Genomic DNA, 17,259 nt, shown 5'->3' on the forward strand with positions numbered 1-17,259 from the left:
TATCTCTTAGGACAATAAAAAAAGTTTCTGGAGTACTTCCTGAAACTAGCTAGGGTCTACTAAGAATAAAGGTTGGTCGTATTCTACAGGTTGTGCATCATTTACTAAAATCTTCACGATTTTACCAGATACTTCAGATTCGATCTCGTTAAACAATTTCATTGCTTCAACAATACAGATTACTTTTCCTGGCGTTACTTCATCACCTACGTTAACGAATGATGCTTTATCTGGACCTGGAGAACGGTAGAATGTACCAATGATCGGAGATTTGATAGTAATGTATTTAGCGTTATCGTCAGCAGCCGGTGCTTGTGCAGCTGGAGCTGCGGCTACAGGTGCTGGAGCCGATGCAACAGGAGCTGCTGCAGGGATTGCCTGTGCAGTTGGAATTGTTGCAGTTACATAAGTGGGCTCTTGATTCGTTTTTATTGTAATTTTAAAATCTTTCTCTTCGATTGATACTTCATTCACACCCGATTTAGAAACGAATTTAATCAGATCTTGAATTTGTTTAATATCCATACTCATATGCTAGTAGGTTTGTTTAATAATTTTAAAAAATAAATAGCTATAAAGGTAATAAAAAATACGTATTAGTAAGCCCATCTTAAATAAACGGATCCCCAAGTGAATCCACCACCAAATGCGGCTAAGATCAGGTTGTCGCCTTTTTTAAGTTGGCTTTCCCATTCCCATAAGCATAGTGGGATTGTTCCACTAGTTGTATTTCCGTATTTTTGGATGTTTACCATTACTTTTTCTTCTGGCAATCCAGCACGTTCAGCAGTTGCATCAATAATTCTTTTATTGGCTTGGTGAGGTACTAACCAATTAACATCATCAGATGTCAATTTGTTTCGTTCCATCACTTCGACAGCTACATCAGCCATATTGGTTACTGCAAATTTAAATACGGTACGTCCTTCTTGGTATGCGTAGTGCAATCCTGCGTCTACTGTTGCATGGGATGCAGGATTTAATGAACCACCCCCTTTGATGTTTAGGTATTGTCCACCCGAACCGTCAGTTTTTAGGATAGAATCAATTACACCATTTCCTTCAGTGTTTGGTTCCAAAAGAACAGCACCACAACCATCACCAAAAAGTATACATGTATTTCTATCTTGATAGTTTACTACAGCGGACATTTTGTCTCCACCGACTACCAATACTTTTTTATGTTTTCCTGACTCGATGAATTGTGCTCCGGTTGTTAATCCGAATAGGAATCCAGAACAAGCAGCTTGCAAATCGTATCCCCAAGCTTTTGTTGCGCCAATTTTATCGGCTAAGATGTTTGCCGTAGCAGGGAACAACATATCAGGGGTACTTGTACAAAAGATAATCAGGTCAATTTCTTCGGCTGATATGCCTCTTTTTTCCAATAATCCTTTTACTGCCGGCACTGCTAGGTCAGAAGTTGCTTTTCCGGGATCTTTTAATATTCTTCTCTCACGAATTCCTGTACGGGTTACGATCCATTCATCATTGGTGTCCACCATAGTTTCCAACTCTTTGTTGGTAAGGATATAGTCCGGAACGTAACCATTTACTGCAGTAATAGCTGCGTGAATTTTAGACATATTTTTTAATTAAAAGCAGATTTGATTTTCTCAATGAATTTTGATGCGATCATATCTCTTGACAGTAATACCATATTTTTAATAGCCTCTGGACTTGATATTCCATGGCCGATAATCACAGGAGCATTTACTCCTAAGATTGGGCTTCCACCGTACTGCTCGTAATTGAATCTATCGAAGAATTGGTCTTTGAACCCTTTCTTCAATGTTACCACATAAAATGACTCCGCAAGTTTGAGTACGACATTTCCTGTGTATCCATCGCATACAATTACATCGGCATGATCACTGAATAGATCACGACCTTCTGCATTTCCGATAAAGTTGATTTTGTTGTTTTCTTTTAATAGGGGGTAGGTAGCGATGGTGAGGTTGTTTCCTTTTTCTTCTTCTTCGCCGATGTTCAGTAGTCCGACTTTCGGAGAAGGGATGCCGTATACATGTTCTGCATATAGGCTTCCTAGGATTGCAAATTGGTTCAGCATTTCTGGTTTACAGTCTGCATTAGCTCCAACGTCCAATAGGATTCCGAATCCGTCTTTTAACTTAGGGACATTAGTTGCTATTGCTGGGCGAATAACCCCTGGAATTGTTTTAACGCTGAACATAGCGCCAACCAGCATGGCACCTGTGTTACCTGCAGATGAGAAAGAATCTATCTCTCCTGTTTTCAATAAGTCAAATCCCTTCGCAATGGAAGAGTTCGGTTTTTGGCTGATTGCTTTTGTGGGATGTTCGTGCATGCTGATAATATCAGGAGCATGAACATAGTCAAATTTTGAGGGGTCAGATCCAGCATCGGCAATGGCTTTTTTGTTAGCTTCTTCATCGCCAAATAGAACGATTCTTTGGGAATCATCCAACTGTTTTTGAGCTTCAATTGCTCCTTTGATGTTACAATCTGGAGCAAAATCTCCCCCCAACACGTCTAATCCAATCTTCATTCGTTATTATTTATATTATTCAATAATACGCAAAAAACATCCCAAGTGAAAGTTAATAATATAAAATATTATACTTTTTTGGGATGTTTTCAATAAAGATGTCTTTAGACAGCAGCGGTATTCTCAATAATTAATTTACCGTTGTAGTATAAGTTGCCGTCTACTGTATATGCGTGGTGAGGTCTATGCACCGCGCCAGTTTCTTTACAAACAGTTAAGCTAGGTAATTCCGCTTTATAGTGTGTTCTTCTCTTGTCTCTTCTAGATTTAGAAGTTTTACGTTTTGGATGTGCCATCTCGTATTTTTTGTTTTAGTTATTTTTAATATTCTTCAATGCTTCCCAACGAGGGTCAATGTTCTCTTCATTGTCCTCCTCAGACGAGCTGATTTCTTCGTTTTGTATTCTTCCCAACATTTCGGGGTCACACTCGATCCCGTCTCCATTTTCACTGCACTTAGGGTAAGGCGGCACTGCCACATTGATATACTCATAGAGTAATGGGGCAATGTCCAATTCATAGTCGCTTTTGGAAAGGGTGATGACTTCTTCTGTGTCCTCGTTCCAATCTTCATCGCTGAATTTTACCAAAGCACGTTCCTTAATATGAACTGGAGAATCAAATGTTGACAGGCATACATCGCAGGTAAGTTTTATAGTACCTTGAATGTCGAAATGAGCTATCAACATGTTTTCCTGTTTCTGTAGTTCAACAACTGCTTTTAAGTTGCCGTCCTGCACTAAGGAATGTTCGTAACATGCAAAGAACTTCTCGTCGATTTCAAAGTCAAAACTGTGCTTACCTGTTGAAAGACCTGAAAATGGTATTCTGTATTTTTTTAGATACTTCACAATCTTGCATTTGAGCCTGCAAAAGTAATGATTAATTAAGTATAAATGAAATTTATTTTAAAAAATCGTGTAGGCTATTCGTAATAATTTTTTCCTAATTCAATTTTTGGGCGGTCGTTGGCCATTCTCCACTTATTGGTGTCTCTTAAGGAGTATGCACAGCCACAATATTCCTGCATATAGAATTTTTCTTTTTTGCTGATTTCGAGCATCCTTGCAGATCCACCTTTTTTGCGCCAATTGAATGTCCAATATTCCATGTTGGGAAATCTTGAAGCTGCTCTCAAGCCGCAGTCATTGATCTGCTCCATATTTTTCCAACGAGAAATTCCCAAAGAACTTGAGATGACGTCGAATCCATTGGCATCGGCATACTCTGCAGTTTTTTCGAACCTCATGTCAAAGCACATGGTACAGCGGATTCCTTTTTCAGGTTCATGCTCCATACCTTTAGCCAATTCAAACCAATGATCTACATCATAGTCGGCATCGATAAATGGGATGTTGTGTTTTTCAGCAAAACGGATGTTTTCTTCTTTCCTGAGATCGTACTCCTTTCGTGGGTGGATGTTAGGATTATAGAAATAGATGGTAAATTCTATGTCTGAAGCAATCAACGCCTCCATAACCTCACCGGAACAGGGAGCACAGCAGGAGTGAAGCAAAAGCTTTTTCCCTTGGTTGGGTAATTCCAACTTCTCTCTTACAAATTCTTTGTTCTCCATTGCTTTATGTTCTATACTGCAATTTTACGTAAAACCATTTATTTAATCAACTTTAACACTTCTTAAAGACTTGGGGCATCGTCTGCAAACGATAATTTTATACATTTGTAATAAATTAATTGTTTTATGAAACTAAGGTACCTGTTTGCTTTACTTGCTATTGTCACCCTAATGGGATTCTATTCCTGTGAAAAAGATGACGATGAACCCCCTGTGAATAAATCTATTTCCAGATTATATATATCCTATTCAGATTTTAATCCAAATGTAGAAGAAACTGCTTTTTCAAATGTGGTTTTATTGTCTCAATCGGATGATTCTACAAGTATGGGAGCCATTTTCAGTCCATTTACTTCTTCAGTTAAGGGCGGTAATACGATTTATTTTCACCCAGCTGCACAAAGGGTTTTCCAAGCATCAATGAATACGACAAAAATTGACACCTTTATTTATAGGTTGACAGTTGGAGAAACGGGAAATTTGCAAAATGATAATGGTAGTATTCGTCAGGGTGTTCTTAGAAGTGTGAGGGGTTTAGTTTTCCATCCAAGCTTAGATAAATTATATGCAATTGAGGCCGGTGGCGAAAATCCTATGTATTATGTTTTTGATCGGCCAAGAGGATTATCTGCCTTTGGGAAACCGGGTCAAACTTATGAATTTGCGAACAACATTACTCCTTGGGATGTGGCGATTGTAAAAAGCGGTTTAGTAGTCAGTAAATCTGGACCTCAAAGTGGTATAGAAATCTATGATGAGCAGGTCATAAAAAGAGACTCTATCTTAACTCAAGTTCAGCCATCAAAAGTATTAACTGTGGCTAATGCTACAAATATTAGGGGCATGTCGATCGATACTGTCAATAATATGCTTGCCCTGACAGATTTTGTTCAATCAGGAACTACTTTCCAAGGGAGGATTCTGATTTTTGACGATTATAATGCGATTAGTCAAGCAAGTGGAAATATTACGCCTACAAGAATAATTCAAGGTCCAAAGACAAAGTTATTGCAGCCTGTGGATGTAGAGCTTGACTTTAGAAAAGACAGTAAATATTTATATGTTGCAGATCCAATATCTAAAGCAGTTTACCGGTTTTTGAAAACTGATAACGGAGATGTAGAACCGAATAATATATATCAATATAAACAGGCAGGAAGAGCTGATTTTTCTACTCCAAGAAGTGTTTCCTTGGATGCCAGGAATTAAGTTCTTTAAAATATTATTAATTGTGGAAGACGAGGTTACATAATCTCGTCTTCTTCTATTAAGGACAACAGGGTTTCAACCTCTAATTTCTTTTCAGCATTATCTACATGTTCGTAAGCGGCTATTAGATTTCTCAATACTCTTTTAATGATCGCTATATTGTCACATGGCAAGGTGTATGCATCAGATAATGGCAGGTTGAGTTGCCTTAAGAAAGCATATATATCTTCTTCTCGCATAATCTGTCCACGGTTGAACACATTAATATAAAACTGGACTTTCTCTTGGTTATCAGGATCCACGTATGCCAGCACAAAATGTTTTGGCAAGTTGACCCCATAAATAGGGATATCAAGTTTTTGAGCTACTAAAGCGTAGATACAGGCTAAACTGATTGGGTTTCCTTTTTTTGTTTCCAGTACTTTGTGGATAAATGAATTTTGAGGGTCATGGTAATTTGATGTATTCCCAGAAAGTCCAAATTCCCTAAAAAGGATATTGTTGAGCAATTTCACCTTTTCTACAGGGCTCATATCATACATTAGATGATACCAGGCATTTCTCCGAAGTTCGGCCAGCTGGTAATATACCTGCTCTTCGTGTAGGTTTGGGTACTGATATCTATTGATGATTAATAGGCCTTCCAATAAATCTTCAGAATTGTTGAGTTTCCAAAGTTGTAAGTCATTTTTAACTTGATCATATTGGATTTTATGAATGATATTTTCAATTCGGCTTTGAGAAAGGGGGTCAAAGGAAGACTCCCACGAGTGTTCCAATAAAGGTATTACTTCTGGTCCACAGGTGATTAGTTTGTGCTCGATCTCTTGAAAAATCTCCCTGTCGGGATCATCTAAAAGAAAGATGAGTGCCTTTATTTCTTTTTCATTCACCATGAAATTTACGAAATAAAAGGCAATCCCAAAAATCCTTGTCGATAATATTACTTTAATTGTCCATCCAACATATTAATGATGGATTTACCATATTCCGCATTTTTCTCTGAGTGGGTAACCTGAATAATGGTCATTCCTTCATCGTTCAGTTGTTTGAAGAGTTCCATAATTTCTTCACCTTGTTTAGAATTTAGGTTTCCAGTAGGTTCATCGGCCAACAAAAGTCTTGGCGATCCTGCCAAAGCACGTGCAATGCCTACAACCTGTTGTTGTCCCCCAGATAATTGAGCTGGGAACAAATCCTTCTTGCCAACAATATTAAAGCGGTCCAACATATCGGAAACAATGCTCTTGCGTTCAGAAGAGGAAAGGTTTTTATAAATCAGAGGTGTCTCAATGTTTTCATAAACAGTCAACTCGTCGATTAAGTGGTAAGATTGAAAAACATATCCGATATGAGATTGAAATAATTGCGATCTTTTTTTTGCTTTCATCTTTAACACATCTTCATCCATGAAGAAATAGGAGCCTTCGTCGGGTTCATCCAGCATCCCGATGACATTCAGCAAAGTTGATTTCCCGGAACCTGATGGTCCCATAATCGATACAAAATCACCTTCTGCAATTTCGAGGTTTATGTCCTTCAGAATAAATGATTTAGTGCCTCCCACGTTGTACCATTTGAAAATGTGCTCTAATTTTATCATGTTGTTAATTTGGTCTTATCTATGGATTCTAATTTAACTTTTTTAATTAATCTTTAAATCATTAAATGGATTGTATTTCCAGTAAGAATTTAATGGTCTTTGGGATTGAAAAATACAATCTGCTTGCCATTAATGTAAATTATTGGAATTCAAGGAGATGGTTTAATGTTTTTGTTTTGGGATGTTCGGATTCGAACAGTTTTTGTTCGGTAGTGGACGGTGAGGCTGGGCATTCTTGATGTTCTGGTTGGTGGGGACACCAACCAGGGCGGTGGTTTCTGGTTGATGGGGACACCTACCAGGGAAGTAATACTTGTTTGTTGGAACACCAACCAGGGTGGTAATACTTGTTGGTTGGGACACCTACCAAGGCGATGTTTCGCCGTGGGCGGTGTCTCGACCGGCAACTTACTCATTCGTCTCTTAGGCTATCGACAGGATTTTCTTTTGCTGCCTTGATTGCTTGATAACTGATTGTTAGTAATATTATTCCGAATACAATAACTGCTGCAAAAGCAAAATACCACCATTGAATTTCAATATGGTATGCAAAATTGTTCAACCAGCTTCTGATCATTAGAAAAGCTAAAGGAATAGCGAATAAGCAAGCTATACCGAAGATCTTAAAAAAAGGTTTATTAAGCTGGAAAAAGATAGCATTAATTGAGGCTCCAAGAACTTTGCGAACGCTCATTTCTTTTCGTTTTACAGTTACCTGAAATGCGGACATACTGAATAATCCCAAAGATGCAATGATAACAGCGATTATACTGAAAATATTGAAGGCAGACTGCATTTCTTCTTGTTTTGCATGGAGACTGGCATATTGTTGATCCATAAATCTATAATCCAGTGGCAAGTCTTTCGATAGTTCATTTTTTTGCCATTCCTTTTCAACAATTTTGATGGCCTGATCTGCCATTCCTGGTGCGGTTCTGACCATTAAAGCGATCTTAAATATTCTTTGGCCACATTCATTCTTATAACTATAGACAGTAGGAGCCACCTTGTTTTCAAATCCATAAGTTTTACTATCTTTTACGACAGCAATAATTTCAAAATTGACGTCACAACCAGCTATTTTCGCACCAATTGGATTAGTTAAACCTAAAGATTTTGCAGCACTTTCATTGATGACCGCATAGTTAGACAAGCTGTCTTTCAGAATCTGGGCCAAGGAGATATTTTCTTCGCCAGCTATCTTTTCTATCTTCAGTGTTTCGAAATATCGAGGATCGATTACAATATGTTCCATATCAAATTTTGCTGAATTTGAAAAGAATTCCTTTTTTGGTGGTCTTTCTCCGTAGCTTGGGACATTTGTGGCTGATGTTGCAGATACGATACTTGGATCATTCATCAGTCTTTTTTGAAAATCCTCGAAATTCCCACCTATTGCTCCATTATAATAAAGACCAATACCATTAAAACTGATGATCTGTTCTGGTTCAAATCCTTTATCTGTATCCCGAATATATTTTATTTGTTGCTGAACGACCAACATTCCAACAATAAATACGATCGCAAAGACTACTTGAAATGTCAATAATGCATTTCGAAAGGTGAATTTTTGAGCGGTCATTGTTAAACTTCCTTTTAAAAGATGTATAGTTTTGTATCCTGAAAGTACGATTGCAGGATAAATTCCTGACAGTAGAGTGGTTGCAACTACAGCTAAGGAAAGTTGAAATAATGTTTTCTGGGAGAACAAGTAGTTTTTTAAATCATCATTGAACCATTTCTGCAATATGTTTCCAGAGATTGCCAAAGCAATTAGACTTAATGGTGCGGCAATAACCGTTAAAATCAGAACTTCTATCAACAATTGACTGATAATAGCAAGCCTACTGCTTCCCAGGATTTTTTTGATCGCCAATTCCTTTACTCTTTGATCCGCTTGTGCCATAATCATATTGGCAAAATTTGCTGAAGCAAGAACCAAAATAATAATCGATAGAATACCTATGATCCAAACTATTAAGTAAGGGGTATTGGATCCAGCTTTTGGCTGTAAATGTAGATTGGCAAGCGGATCTATATAAATTCTTCCTTTGGCGAATGCGGAAGATCTCACTCGGTCATTGTTCGCTATTTTATTTTGATATAAATTATTTATTTTTTCCCGTAATGCTTCAATATTTGCATTTTCTTTTACTTGTATAAATGTTTGATAGGTAAATGGGTTTCCATCTGCCTTTTCATCTCCAATTTCTTTGATAAATATAAAGTCATAATCTATCATTGACATTTTGCGTTCTTGAATAATTCCATAGATGGTTTCTTCCATCCCAGAATTTACAGCCAACATGGGGAGTTTTTTAGGTTCATTGAATGCTAAGTCCTCAGGTTTGAATAAGAGTTTAGCATCTCTTTCATTTACTAAAGTTGCTTCTTTTTGGTCCTTTGATTTGAAAAGGGGGCCATTTTGACTTTTGACTTGAAAAATTTCTGCGGCAGAAGAATCCAGAAGAGCGGCAGTTTTCATGTAAACAGTCGTTTCTCCAAAGATTGGATATCCACCGTAAGGATAGATCAATCTTCTACCTGCCAATTCCACCTCTGGAAAATTCTCTTTGATCAATGGTGCTAGAGAAGGTGGTGTTTCTTGCGTAAAAGCTCCATCCGCTTCCAGTCCGATTTGATAGATTTTATCATAGTTAGGATTCCATTTATCATAGCTGGTTTCTCTGTTGATATATTGGTAGGAGAGAATAAATCCAGTAAACCCTAAGGTCAAACCTAGAATATTAAGGATAGAAAATGTTTTGTTTTTCCACAGATTTCTCCAAGCTATTTTCCAATCGTTTTTTATCATATTGTAGATTTTATGTTTTTTAATTTCAATTTCTGGTTGCTGGAGACACCAACCAGGGCGGTGTTTTCGCTGCGGCCGACCTCAGTGTTTACCATTGCTGGGCATTCTTGACGTCCTGGTTGGTTGGGACACCTACCAAGGCGATGTTTCGCCGTGGCCGGTGTCTCGACCGGCATCTTACTCTTCTCTCAAGCTATCCACTGGATTTGCCAAGGCAGCCTTTATGGTCTGAATATTAACAGTGATTAAAGTTGTCAGCAAGATTATTAGGCCACTTACTCCAAAAAACCACCATTGAATTTCTGTTTTATAGGCAAAGTCTTCAAGCCATTTATTTGCTAAATACCATGCGATAGGTGAGGAAAGGATGACAGCCATTATGATTAGGAGAAGATATTCTTTGGCAAATAGATTGGATATACTTACAACAGATGCCCCTAAAACTTTTCTTATTCCAACTTCCTTGGTTCTTTGCTCCACACTTTGAAGAATTAGGCCTGTCACACCTAATGCTGAAATAAACAAAGCAAGGAATGAGAAAAATGTGAAAAGTTGAGCTTGTTTGGTTTCTTTTTGATAATTTTTAGCTTCTAGCTCATCAACCCATTCATAGTTTATATATCTATCCGGAAAGAATTTTTTCATGACAACTCCAATACCATGATTTGCGGACTTTTCCTGTCCTTCTTTTATCTTGATTAAAATATTGCCGTATTCTTGATTACTTTGAGCGAGGATTACAGTAGGTTTTATAGATTCATGAAATGATTCACTATGGAAATCTTCAACTATACCAACAGGTATTATATCTAAGCCTTTATACGGAATGCCCAAAGTTTTAATCCCAAGTGTTTTTGCAGTGCTTTTTGTTATTAGTACATTGTTTACTTCATCCCCTTCGTATTGAGGATTTGGTTTTGGATATCCATAATAATCTGATTCCCTCAAGAGCCTTCCTTCAATTAGTTTAATATCCAACATCGGGACTAGATCTTTATCACCACCAATAAAATTTACCATAATTTTTTGATCAGGATTATCTTTGTTATCTACATTTCGACTAAAAAAACCAGGTGACATATTAGGGCTCCAAGCTGAAATACTTACATTTTCAATAGCAGGATTTTTAAGAAGCTCATTTTTGATCGAGTTTGAATTTTCAGATAGGTATAGGGATTTTATGTTTAAAAGATTATCTGTGTTTATGCCTTTTGGGGAATTTTGTATCAAATTCATTTGCGACTTCATCGTGATCAAGCCAAAGATTACAATGAGTGAAATACAAAATTGAACAATTATAAGTGTCCTTTTCGTCCAAACTTCAGAATTTGAGACTTTGGAAATTTTATTTTTTAATGCCTGTGCCGGTTTTATATTGGAAATAATCAAGGCTGGATAAAGCCCAATAATACCTCCTAAAAGTATGACCGCAATAAGAAATGAGAATATGATTGTTGGGAATATTTCATGGATGTAAACCAATTTAAAATTTAAGAATAATTCCAACGGAGAGATTGCCAATAAATAAATTATGATACTTAGAATAGCAGAAAATAAGAAGATAATTTGAGTTTCAATCAGCAATATTTTAATTAGGAAAAACCTATTTGCTCCCATTATTTTATGAAGATTAAAGCTCTTTATCTTTTTTATGGTTCTGACAGCATACAGATTGATAAAGTTTATACTTGAAATAATAAGAACTAGGATTGCTATTCCCAGAATAATAGTGCTTGACCTTTTATTACCACTTATTGAAGATTGGGCAAGCGGATTCATGTACACTTCCTGTAGTGGTTGAAATCTAAAAGTATAATTGGTAACTGCTGAATCATTTAAAAAATCTTTATACCAACTATTTACTTTCTTAGTAAATTCATTAATATCAGTGTTAGGTTTCAATGAAATATATTGATCTTGATAATAACCATCTCCATTTTTTGAAAGTTCTCGTTTCATTACTGAAGAAAATGTTATTACTGACGATCTTAATGTAGAATTATATGGCAACTTTTTAAAAACTCCAGTGATTATAAAATCGATCATTTCATTTCTATCTAGTAGTGGATCTGAAGTCTTGATGATTTTACCTATGACATTTTCATCTTTGAAATATTTTTCTTTGAATTCCTGATCTATCATTATATTTCTCTTTCCAGCTACAGTTTCCAGAGGCTTTCCTTCAAGGATTTCAAAGTCCAAAATATCAAATGCTTCTTTATGTAAAAAAAGAGAATTTATTTGTACAGTTTCGTCGTTATCAAGTTTTAAAAAAATATTTCTAGGAAATATGGCAGAGGAAGCTTCAACTTCTGGAAATTGTCTTTTTAATTCTAAACCTAGATTAGCAAAGGCTTGAGGAATTTCTCCCTCTATTCCTTTTGTATTTTCTATCGTATTTATCCTATAGATTCGATCCGCTTTTGACCAACTTTTATCATAGGAATTTTCCTCAATCACTACCGAAAAAACCAATAGGCACAGGGTAAAAGCCAAGGTTAATCCAAGGATATTGATCAATGAATAGGATTTATTCTTCTGTATGTTTCTAAATGCTAGTTTAATACTGCTCATAATTCATATTATAGTTATATAAAAACTGAATCGCCCTTCGACTTATTTCCACTATTCATCTCTCAGACTATCCACCGGGTTTGCTTTTGCGGCTTTAAGTGACTGAAAGCTCATTGTTAAGAATGCTATTAGGATAGTTGCTATTGCAGGGATAATAAACATCCACCAAGAGATTTCAACTTTGTATACGAAGTTATCGAGCCACTTTTTACTTGCCCACCATGCAATTGGTGAAGCTACTAAAATTGAAATCAGGACTAGTTTTATATAGTCTTTAGAAAGTAAACCTACGATTCCTGCAATTGAGCTTCCTAGTACCTTGCGGATTCCTATTTCTTTTGTTCTCTGCACTGTAGATATGGTTACCAATCCGATTAATCCCAAGCAGCTCAATAGGATGGTTATACTCGTTGAAAGGTTGATGATTTTTGAAAACTTATAATCGGTTTCATAATATTCTCGGATATTTTGATCATAGAATTTGAACTCAAGGGGAGCATTTGGATATATAGTTTTCCATTCTTTTTCCAAAATGGCAAGACTAGCTTTCCACGTTTTGGGATCGTTTTGAAGTTTAATGGTAATATCTTGTAATTGACCTCTATATTTCGAGGTTAAAATGGCAACTCCCGTTTTTTCAGTATGAAATGTTTTAATGTTGAAATTATCTGTTACTCCAGTAATAGTTCTATCCTTTCCATATGCTTTTACAGGTTTTCCGATTGCTTCTTCGGGCGATTTAAATCCTAAATCTTGGACCGCTATTTTATTTAATATGATACCTGTGCTTGTGTCTGATAAAGAAAATCTTCTACCCGCCAACAATTTGATCTCATATAAATTAAAGTAATCCTCATCAACAAATTTAAAAGGCACATTAATTTTTACAAGTCCTGTATCAGCGGTTGTTTCAACAAAATTCCCCCAATGGCCTTGACTTAGAGGTAAGTGGCCTAAGGAAACTCCGGCAATCTGGCTGTGTTTTTTTAAAACTTCTTTTAGTACAAATGGATCAACATCAGCATTTTGATCTTTTTTGAATGGGAGATGAATGTTAATGAGTGCATTATAATTAAAACCCAAATCGCTATTCATGGTATGTTTCATCTGAATACCCATTATAAATGTGGCTATTACAAAAACCTGGGCAATAACAAATTGAACTACGATCAAAACTTTTCTGATTGAAATACTTCCTAATGATAGTTTTCCAATACCTTTCATTTTAATGACCTCGGATATTTGAACTCTGTTTATTAAATAAGCGGGATATAAACTAGAAACTATGGAAATAATTGCAATTAAACAGATGATAAATAAGACAAGAGGTAACCAATCTGAGAAGGAATCCAGATTTGAAGGTAATATTTTGCTGAAGGTTTTTTCAAACACCTTGGTTATTGGCCAAGAAATCAATAATGCTATACAAGTAATTGTTAAGGTTTCTAAGAAGAAGGCCTTAGTAACATCAAAAGGCTGTTCGCCTAAAGTTTTCCGTATACCAATTTCTTTGGCTCTAGTTGGTACTTGAGCTGTTGTTAGATTGATATAATTTATAGTCGCTAGTAATAGTAAGAACACGCCAATGCCTATGAAACCATAAATTAGGTTTATGTTGGTGCTGTTTTGCAATCTTTTATCAAAGTGCACTTCCGTCAATGGAGTTACTTCTGCTCTAGCTTTGAAATTACTTTCCCTGAAATCCTTATCTGTCATATCAAATATTTTCTTGCTAATCTGATTGACAAATGCCTTTTTACTCTTAACGTCTTTTAGTTTTACAAATAGGTTGTAGTTTGAATTGAACATTAACCAATTATCACTGTTCCATTCATTATTGGAAATTTTGATAAACTCTTTTGAAAGGAAACTGCTTGGATGTTCTAAATCTTTCACTACTCCTACAACAGAAAATAAAGTAGTGTCATACAAGAGTGTTTTTCCGACTAAATCTTTCACAGGGACATTTGGGAAATATAGATTTGCTCGAGATTCAGTTAATACAACTTCATTAGGATTTTTGAGGGCTTTTTCAGGATTTCCTGCAAGCCATGTATAGGGAACCATTTTAAAATAATCATCTATTGTTTCGATGATTTGCTCTTGGTCCTCAAATTTTAAAGGTTCGTTGGGGTGTTCTGAGTTAATAATTTTTGGGACATATCTTTGATTTACAGGAACAGTCAATTCTACATTCGATAAATTTTCCTTTATAAATTTAGCTAATGGAATCGGCACACCGTCAAAATAATCCGTTGAGCCGAACTCGTCGAATACACCATAAACCTTAAAAATTTTTTCAGGTTCAGGGTGGTTCTTATCAAAGCTTAATTCGTAATTGACTAATCTGAAAACTATCCAACAAGCACTGATGCCAATTGCCAAGCCAATTATATTAAGGAAAGTGAACAATTTGTTGTTCCATAATTTTCTGATAATAAGGTTAATTCTGTTCATGCTTCCGTTTTTTTAAATTTCAATTCACGCCCTTCGACTCGGTGGCTGAGCGGAGTCGAAGCCCAGGGACCACCCTTCGGCTTATTTCCACTACTCATCTCTCAGACTATCTACCGGATTTGCTTTAGCAGCTTTGAATGCTTGCCCTCCAATGGTCATAAATGAAATAACTAGCGTAATAAATCCCGCTACTACAAAAATCCACCATTCCAAGTGTATATGATAAGCAAAATTATCTAGCCATTTATCCATTGCCCAAAAACCTAGAGGTACAGTAATTATAAATGCTATGATCACAAGTTTGATGAAATCTGAGGTCAGTAATCCGACCAATTTGCTAACTGATGCTCCCAATACTTTTCGGATTCCAATTTCCTTCACTCTTTGTTGAGCAGCATATGCAGAAATAGCAAACAATCCAATACATGCAATACAGATGGTAACCATTGCGAATAGCTGCATAGTTTTCGTTGTCTGTTGTTCTTGTCTATATAGTTTTGCATAATCATCATCCAAGAAATGATAATTGAATGATGTGTTAGGTTTCAATTTTTTGAAAACGGATTCAACATCCTGAATAGCATTTGTTGGATTCACTCCAGCATTCAGTTTGATAAATAAATTTCCAAAGTATGCGTATTCGGGGAAAAGTGCAATTGGGCGAACTTCTTCACGCAGCGACGCAAAATTAAAATTATCTACCACTGCTTTTACAGGTCCTTTTCTACCATTGATATTGACTGTTTTTCCGATGGCTTCTTCTGGAGTCCATCCAATTTTTTCAGCGGCAAGTTTATTGATGATAATTGCTACTGATTTATTTGCCGAGGTATCCTGAGCTTTAATGATATCATTATCATTCAATGTTGATCCAGCCAGGATAGGAATTTGAAAGGTTGTTAAGAAATCTTTTTCTATTGGGAGGGCTGTAATATCCATAGTAAAGCTTCCTTGTTTACTTTCAGAAGTTTGTAAAGAGTAGCCTCCTTGAATGTTCACAGGTGAATCATACGAAGCGGAAACATTCTTTATGGATCGCAATTGAACAAGTTGGTTTTTGAAAGTCTGGCGATCCACATTATTCCACAAATCGCCGTCTAATACTAGAATTTGTGACCTATTTAGGCCAGTATCCATTGATTGTATAAAATGCATCTGTCTCAATGCTATCAGAGTACATATCACCAGGAATATCGAGATACAATATTGAAAGGTTATTAAAACCTTAGCAATTGGAAACTTTGCTTTATTAGATTTTATCTGTCCTTTTATAATATTGATAGGTTTAAAATTTGAGATTACCCATGCCGGCCAACCTGAAGCCAAAAAGTTGAGAACCATAAAAAATAAGAAAACATATAGGTAAAAATATGGGTCTTTCCATATATGAAGTTTCATGGGTAATCCTAAATAAGTGCTGAAAACTGGTAATAAAAGCCATGTAGCAATTAAACCAATTGCTACTGATAAACCTACCATTAATCCACCTTCAATAATAAATTGATTGAACACTGTTTTTTTATGTGCACCCAACACTTTTCTTACTCCAATTTCTTTTGCTCGTTCGGTCGCATGTGACAATGATAGATTAGTGAAATTAACTGCTGAAATTATCAATAAGGCAATTCCTAAAAATCCAAAAATATAAATGTAGGTCATATTACCTGACCCTGCAGCTTTTGAGTGTAGGTGAATGGTCCTAATGTTTTCCAGATTAATTTTTATGGTGATACCTGCTGCAGCTTCATTTTTGAATATTTCCTTAAAATAACTATCTACTTTTGTCTGCAAGACCTCTTGGTTAGCATTTTCTTTAAAAAGTATAAATGTTAGATCATTTGCTGAACCCCATGAGGGTTCATGATATCTTTCTAAACCTTTATTAGATAATAACCCAGTAAAATTAATTTCTGTATGGGTGGGGAGGTCTTCAATTACTGCTGTAACCGTCCAAGGCGTTTTATCGATAACAAGTGTCTTGCCAATTGGATTCTCTTCTGAAAAATATTTTTTTGCTAATTTTTCAGTCAACACCATATCATTTGGATTTGCAAGTGGAGAGGTAGCATTTCCTTTTAGTACTTTGAAGTTTAATACGTTTAGAAAGTCTTCATCTACATATTTCAGTCCATTTTCCTTGATTGATTCGTTTCCTTTTTGAACTAATGAAGAACTGATGTAACTATACATCCGAGCAGCATTTTCCACTTCAGGGAATTCTTTTTTAAATAATGGTGCAATTGCAGTAGGCGTAACAGCCCAATATGCAAAATCTTTATCTTCAGCAGATTTAACCGCCGATGTGACCATGGAAACTCGATTTGAATTGGGCAGGTATTTGTCATAGTTCAACTCGTGATAAACATAAGCCAAAAGCAACAAAAAGCATGTTATCCCCAAGGATAAACTAGCAATATTGATTATTGAAAAACCTTTATTTTTTCTGATGTTTCTCAGCGCTAATTTTAAGTTCATATTATTTAGATTATTAAATA

13 protein-coding genes are annotated in these 17,259 nt (G+C 36.0%); 1 reads left to right on the plus strand and 12 read right to left on the minus strand.

Annotated elements, in window-relative coordinates; translation table 11 throughout:
- Positions 1–45 precede the first annotated feature (45 nt).
- The 6 genes from accB to CRT24_RS14980 all read right to left on the minus strand — a co-directional run bounded on the left by accB (position 46) and on the right by CRT24_RS14980 (position 4,106).
- On the minus strand, positions 46–531 hold the full coding sequence (gene accB / locus CRT24_RS14955) for an acetyl-CoA carboxylase biotin carboxyl carrier protein (protein ID WP_099372019.1): 486 nt from the start codon (positions 529–531) through the stop codon (positions 46–48).
- Positions 532–596: 65 nt separating this feature from the next.
- Positions 597–1,586, minus strand: coding sequence for a beta-ketoacyl-ACP synthase III (locus CRT24_RS14960; protein WP_099372020.1), 990 nt, complete (start codon positions 1,584–1,586; stop codon positions 597–599).
- 5 nt (positions 1,587–1,591) lie between these two features.
- Positions 1,592–2,530, minus strand: a complete 939-nt coding sequence (gene plsX / locus CRT24_RS14965; RefSeq protein WP_099372021.1) for a phosphate acyltransferase PlsX — start codon at positions 2,528–2,530, stop codon at positions 1,592–1,594.
- Positions 2,531–2,634: 104 nt separating this feature from the next.
- Positions 2,635–2,826: a 50S ribosomal protein L32 gene (gene rpmF / locus CRT24_RS14970; RefSeq protein WP_093100719.1), complete on the minus strand. Its 192-nt coding sequence runs from the start codon at positions 2,824–2,826 to the stop codon at positions 2,635–2,637.
- Positions 2,827–2,841: 15 nt separating this feature from the next.
- Positions 2,842–3,381, minus strand: a complete 540-nt coding sequence (locus tag CRT24_RS14975; protein WP_099372022.1) for a DUF177 domain-containing protein — start codon at positions 3,379–3,381, stop codon at positions 2,842–2,844.
- 74 nt (positions 3,382–3,455) lie between these two features.
- Positions 3,456–4,106 carry an epoxyqueuosine reductase QueH gene (locus CRT24_RS14980; protein ID WP_099372023.1) on the minus strand — a complete coding sequence of 217 codons (651 nt, stop codon included), beginning with the start codon at positions 4,104–4,106 and terminating at the stop codon, positions 3,456–3,458.
- A gap of 126 nt (positions 4,107–4,232) precedes the next feature.
- On the opposite strand from CRT24_RS14980, the gene CRT24_RS14985 reads away from it, so the two are divergent.
- Entirely contained in the window at positions 4,233–5,315 is a 1,083-nt protein-coding gene (locus tag CRT24_RS14985) for a hypothetical protein (RefSeq protein WP_099372024.1), read from the plus strand.
- A 35-nt stretch (positions 5,316–5,350) separates the two neighbouring features.
- Here CRT24_RS14985 and CRT24_RS14990 read toward each other — a convergent pair whose 3' ends face one another.
- The 6 genes from CRT24_RS14990 to CRT24_RS15020 form a co-directional block, all read right to left on the minus strand.
- Positions 5,351–6,211, minus strand: a complete 861-nt coding sequence (locus tag CRT24_RS14990) for a transglutaminase-like domain-containing protein (protein WP_306473171.1) — start codon at positions 6,209–6,211, stop codon at positions 5,351–5,353.
- A 47-nt stretch (positions 6,212–6,258) separates the two neighbouring features.
- Entirely contained in the window at positions 6,259–6,918 is a 660-nt protein-coding gene (locus tag CRT24_RS14995; RefSeq protein WP_099372025.1) for an ABC transporter ATP-binding protein, read from the minus strand.
- Between the two features lie 412 nt (positions 6,919–7,330).
- Positions 7,331–9,733, minus strand: a complete 2,403-nt coding sequence (locus CRT24_RS15000) for an ABC transporter permease (RefSeq protein ID WP_099372026.1) — start codon at positions 9,731–9,733, stop codon at positions 7,331–7,333.
- Between the two features lie 177 nt (positions 9,734–9,910).
- A complete protein-coding gene (locus CRT24_RS15010; protein WP_099372028.1) occupies positions 9,911–12,307 on the minus strand; it encodes an ABC transporter permease in 2,397 nt (798 codons plus the stop codon).
- A 51-nt stretch (positions 12,308–12,358) separates the two neighbouring features.
- Positions 12,359–14,764, minus strand: coding sequence for an ABC transporter permease (locus tag CRT24_RS15015; RefSeq protein WP_099372029.1), 2,406 nt, complete (start codon positions 14,762–14,764; stop codon positions 12,359–12,361).
- A 90-nt stretch (positions 14,765–14,854) separates the two neighbouring features.
- Positions 14,855–17,239, minus strand: a complete 2,385-nt coding sequence (locus CRT24_RS15020; protein WP_099372030.1) for an ABC transporter permease — start codon at positions 17,237–17,239, stop codon at positions 14,855–14,857.
- Positions 17,240–17,259: the final 20 nt, after the last annotated feature.

The sequence above is a fragment of the Sphingobacterium sp. 1.A.5 genome (assembly GCF_002734235.1).
Taxonomy (GTDB): Bacteria; Bacteroidota; Bacteroidia; order Sphingobacteriales; family Sphingobacteriaceae; genus Sphingobacterium; species Sphingobacterium daejeonense.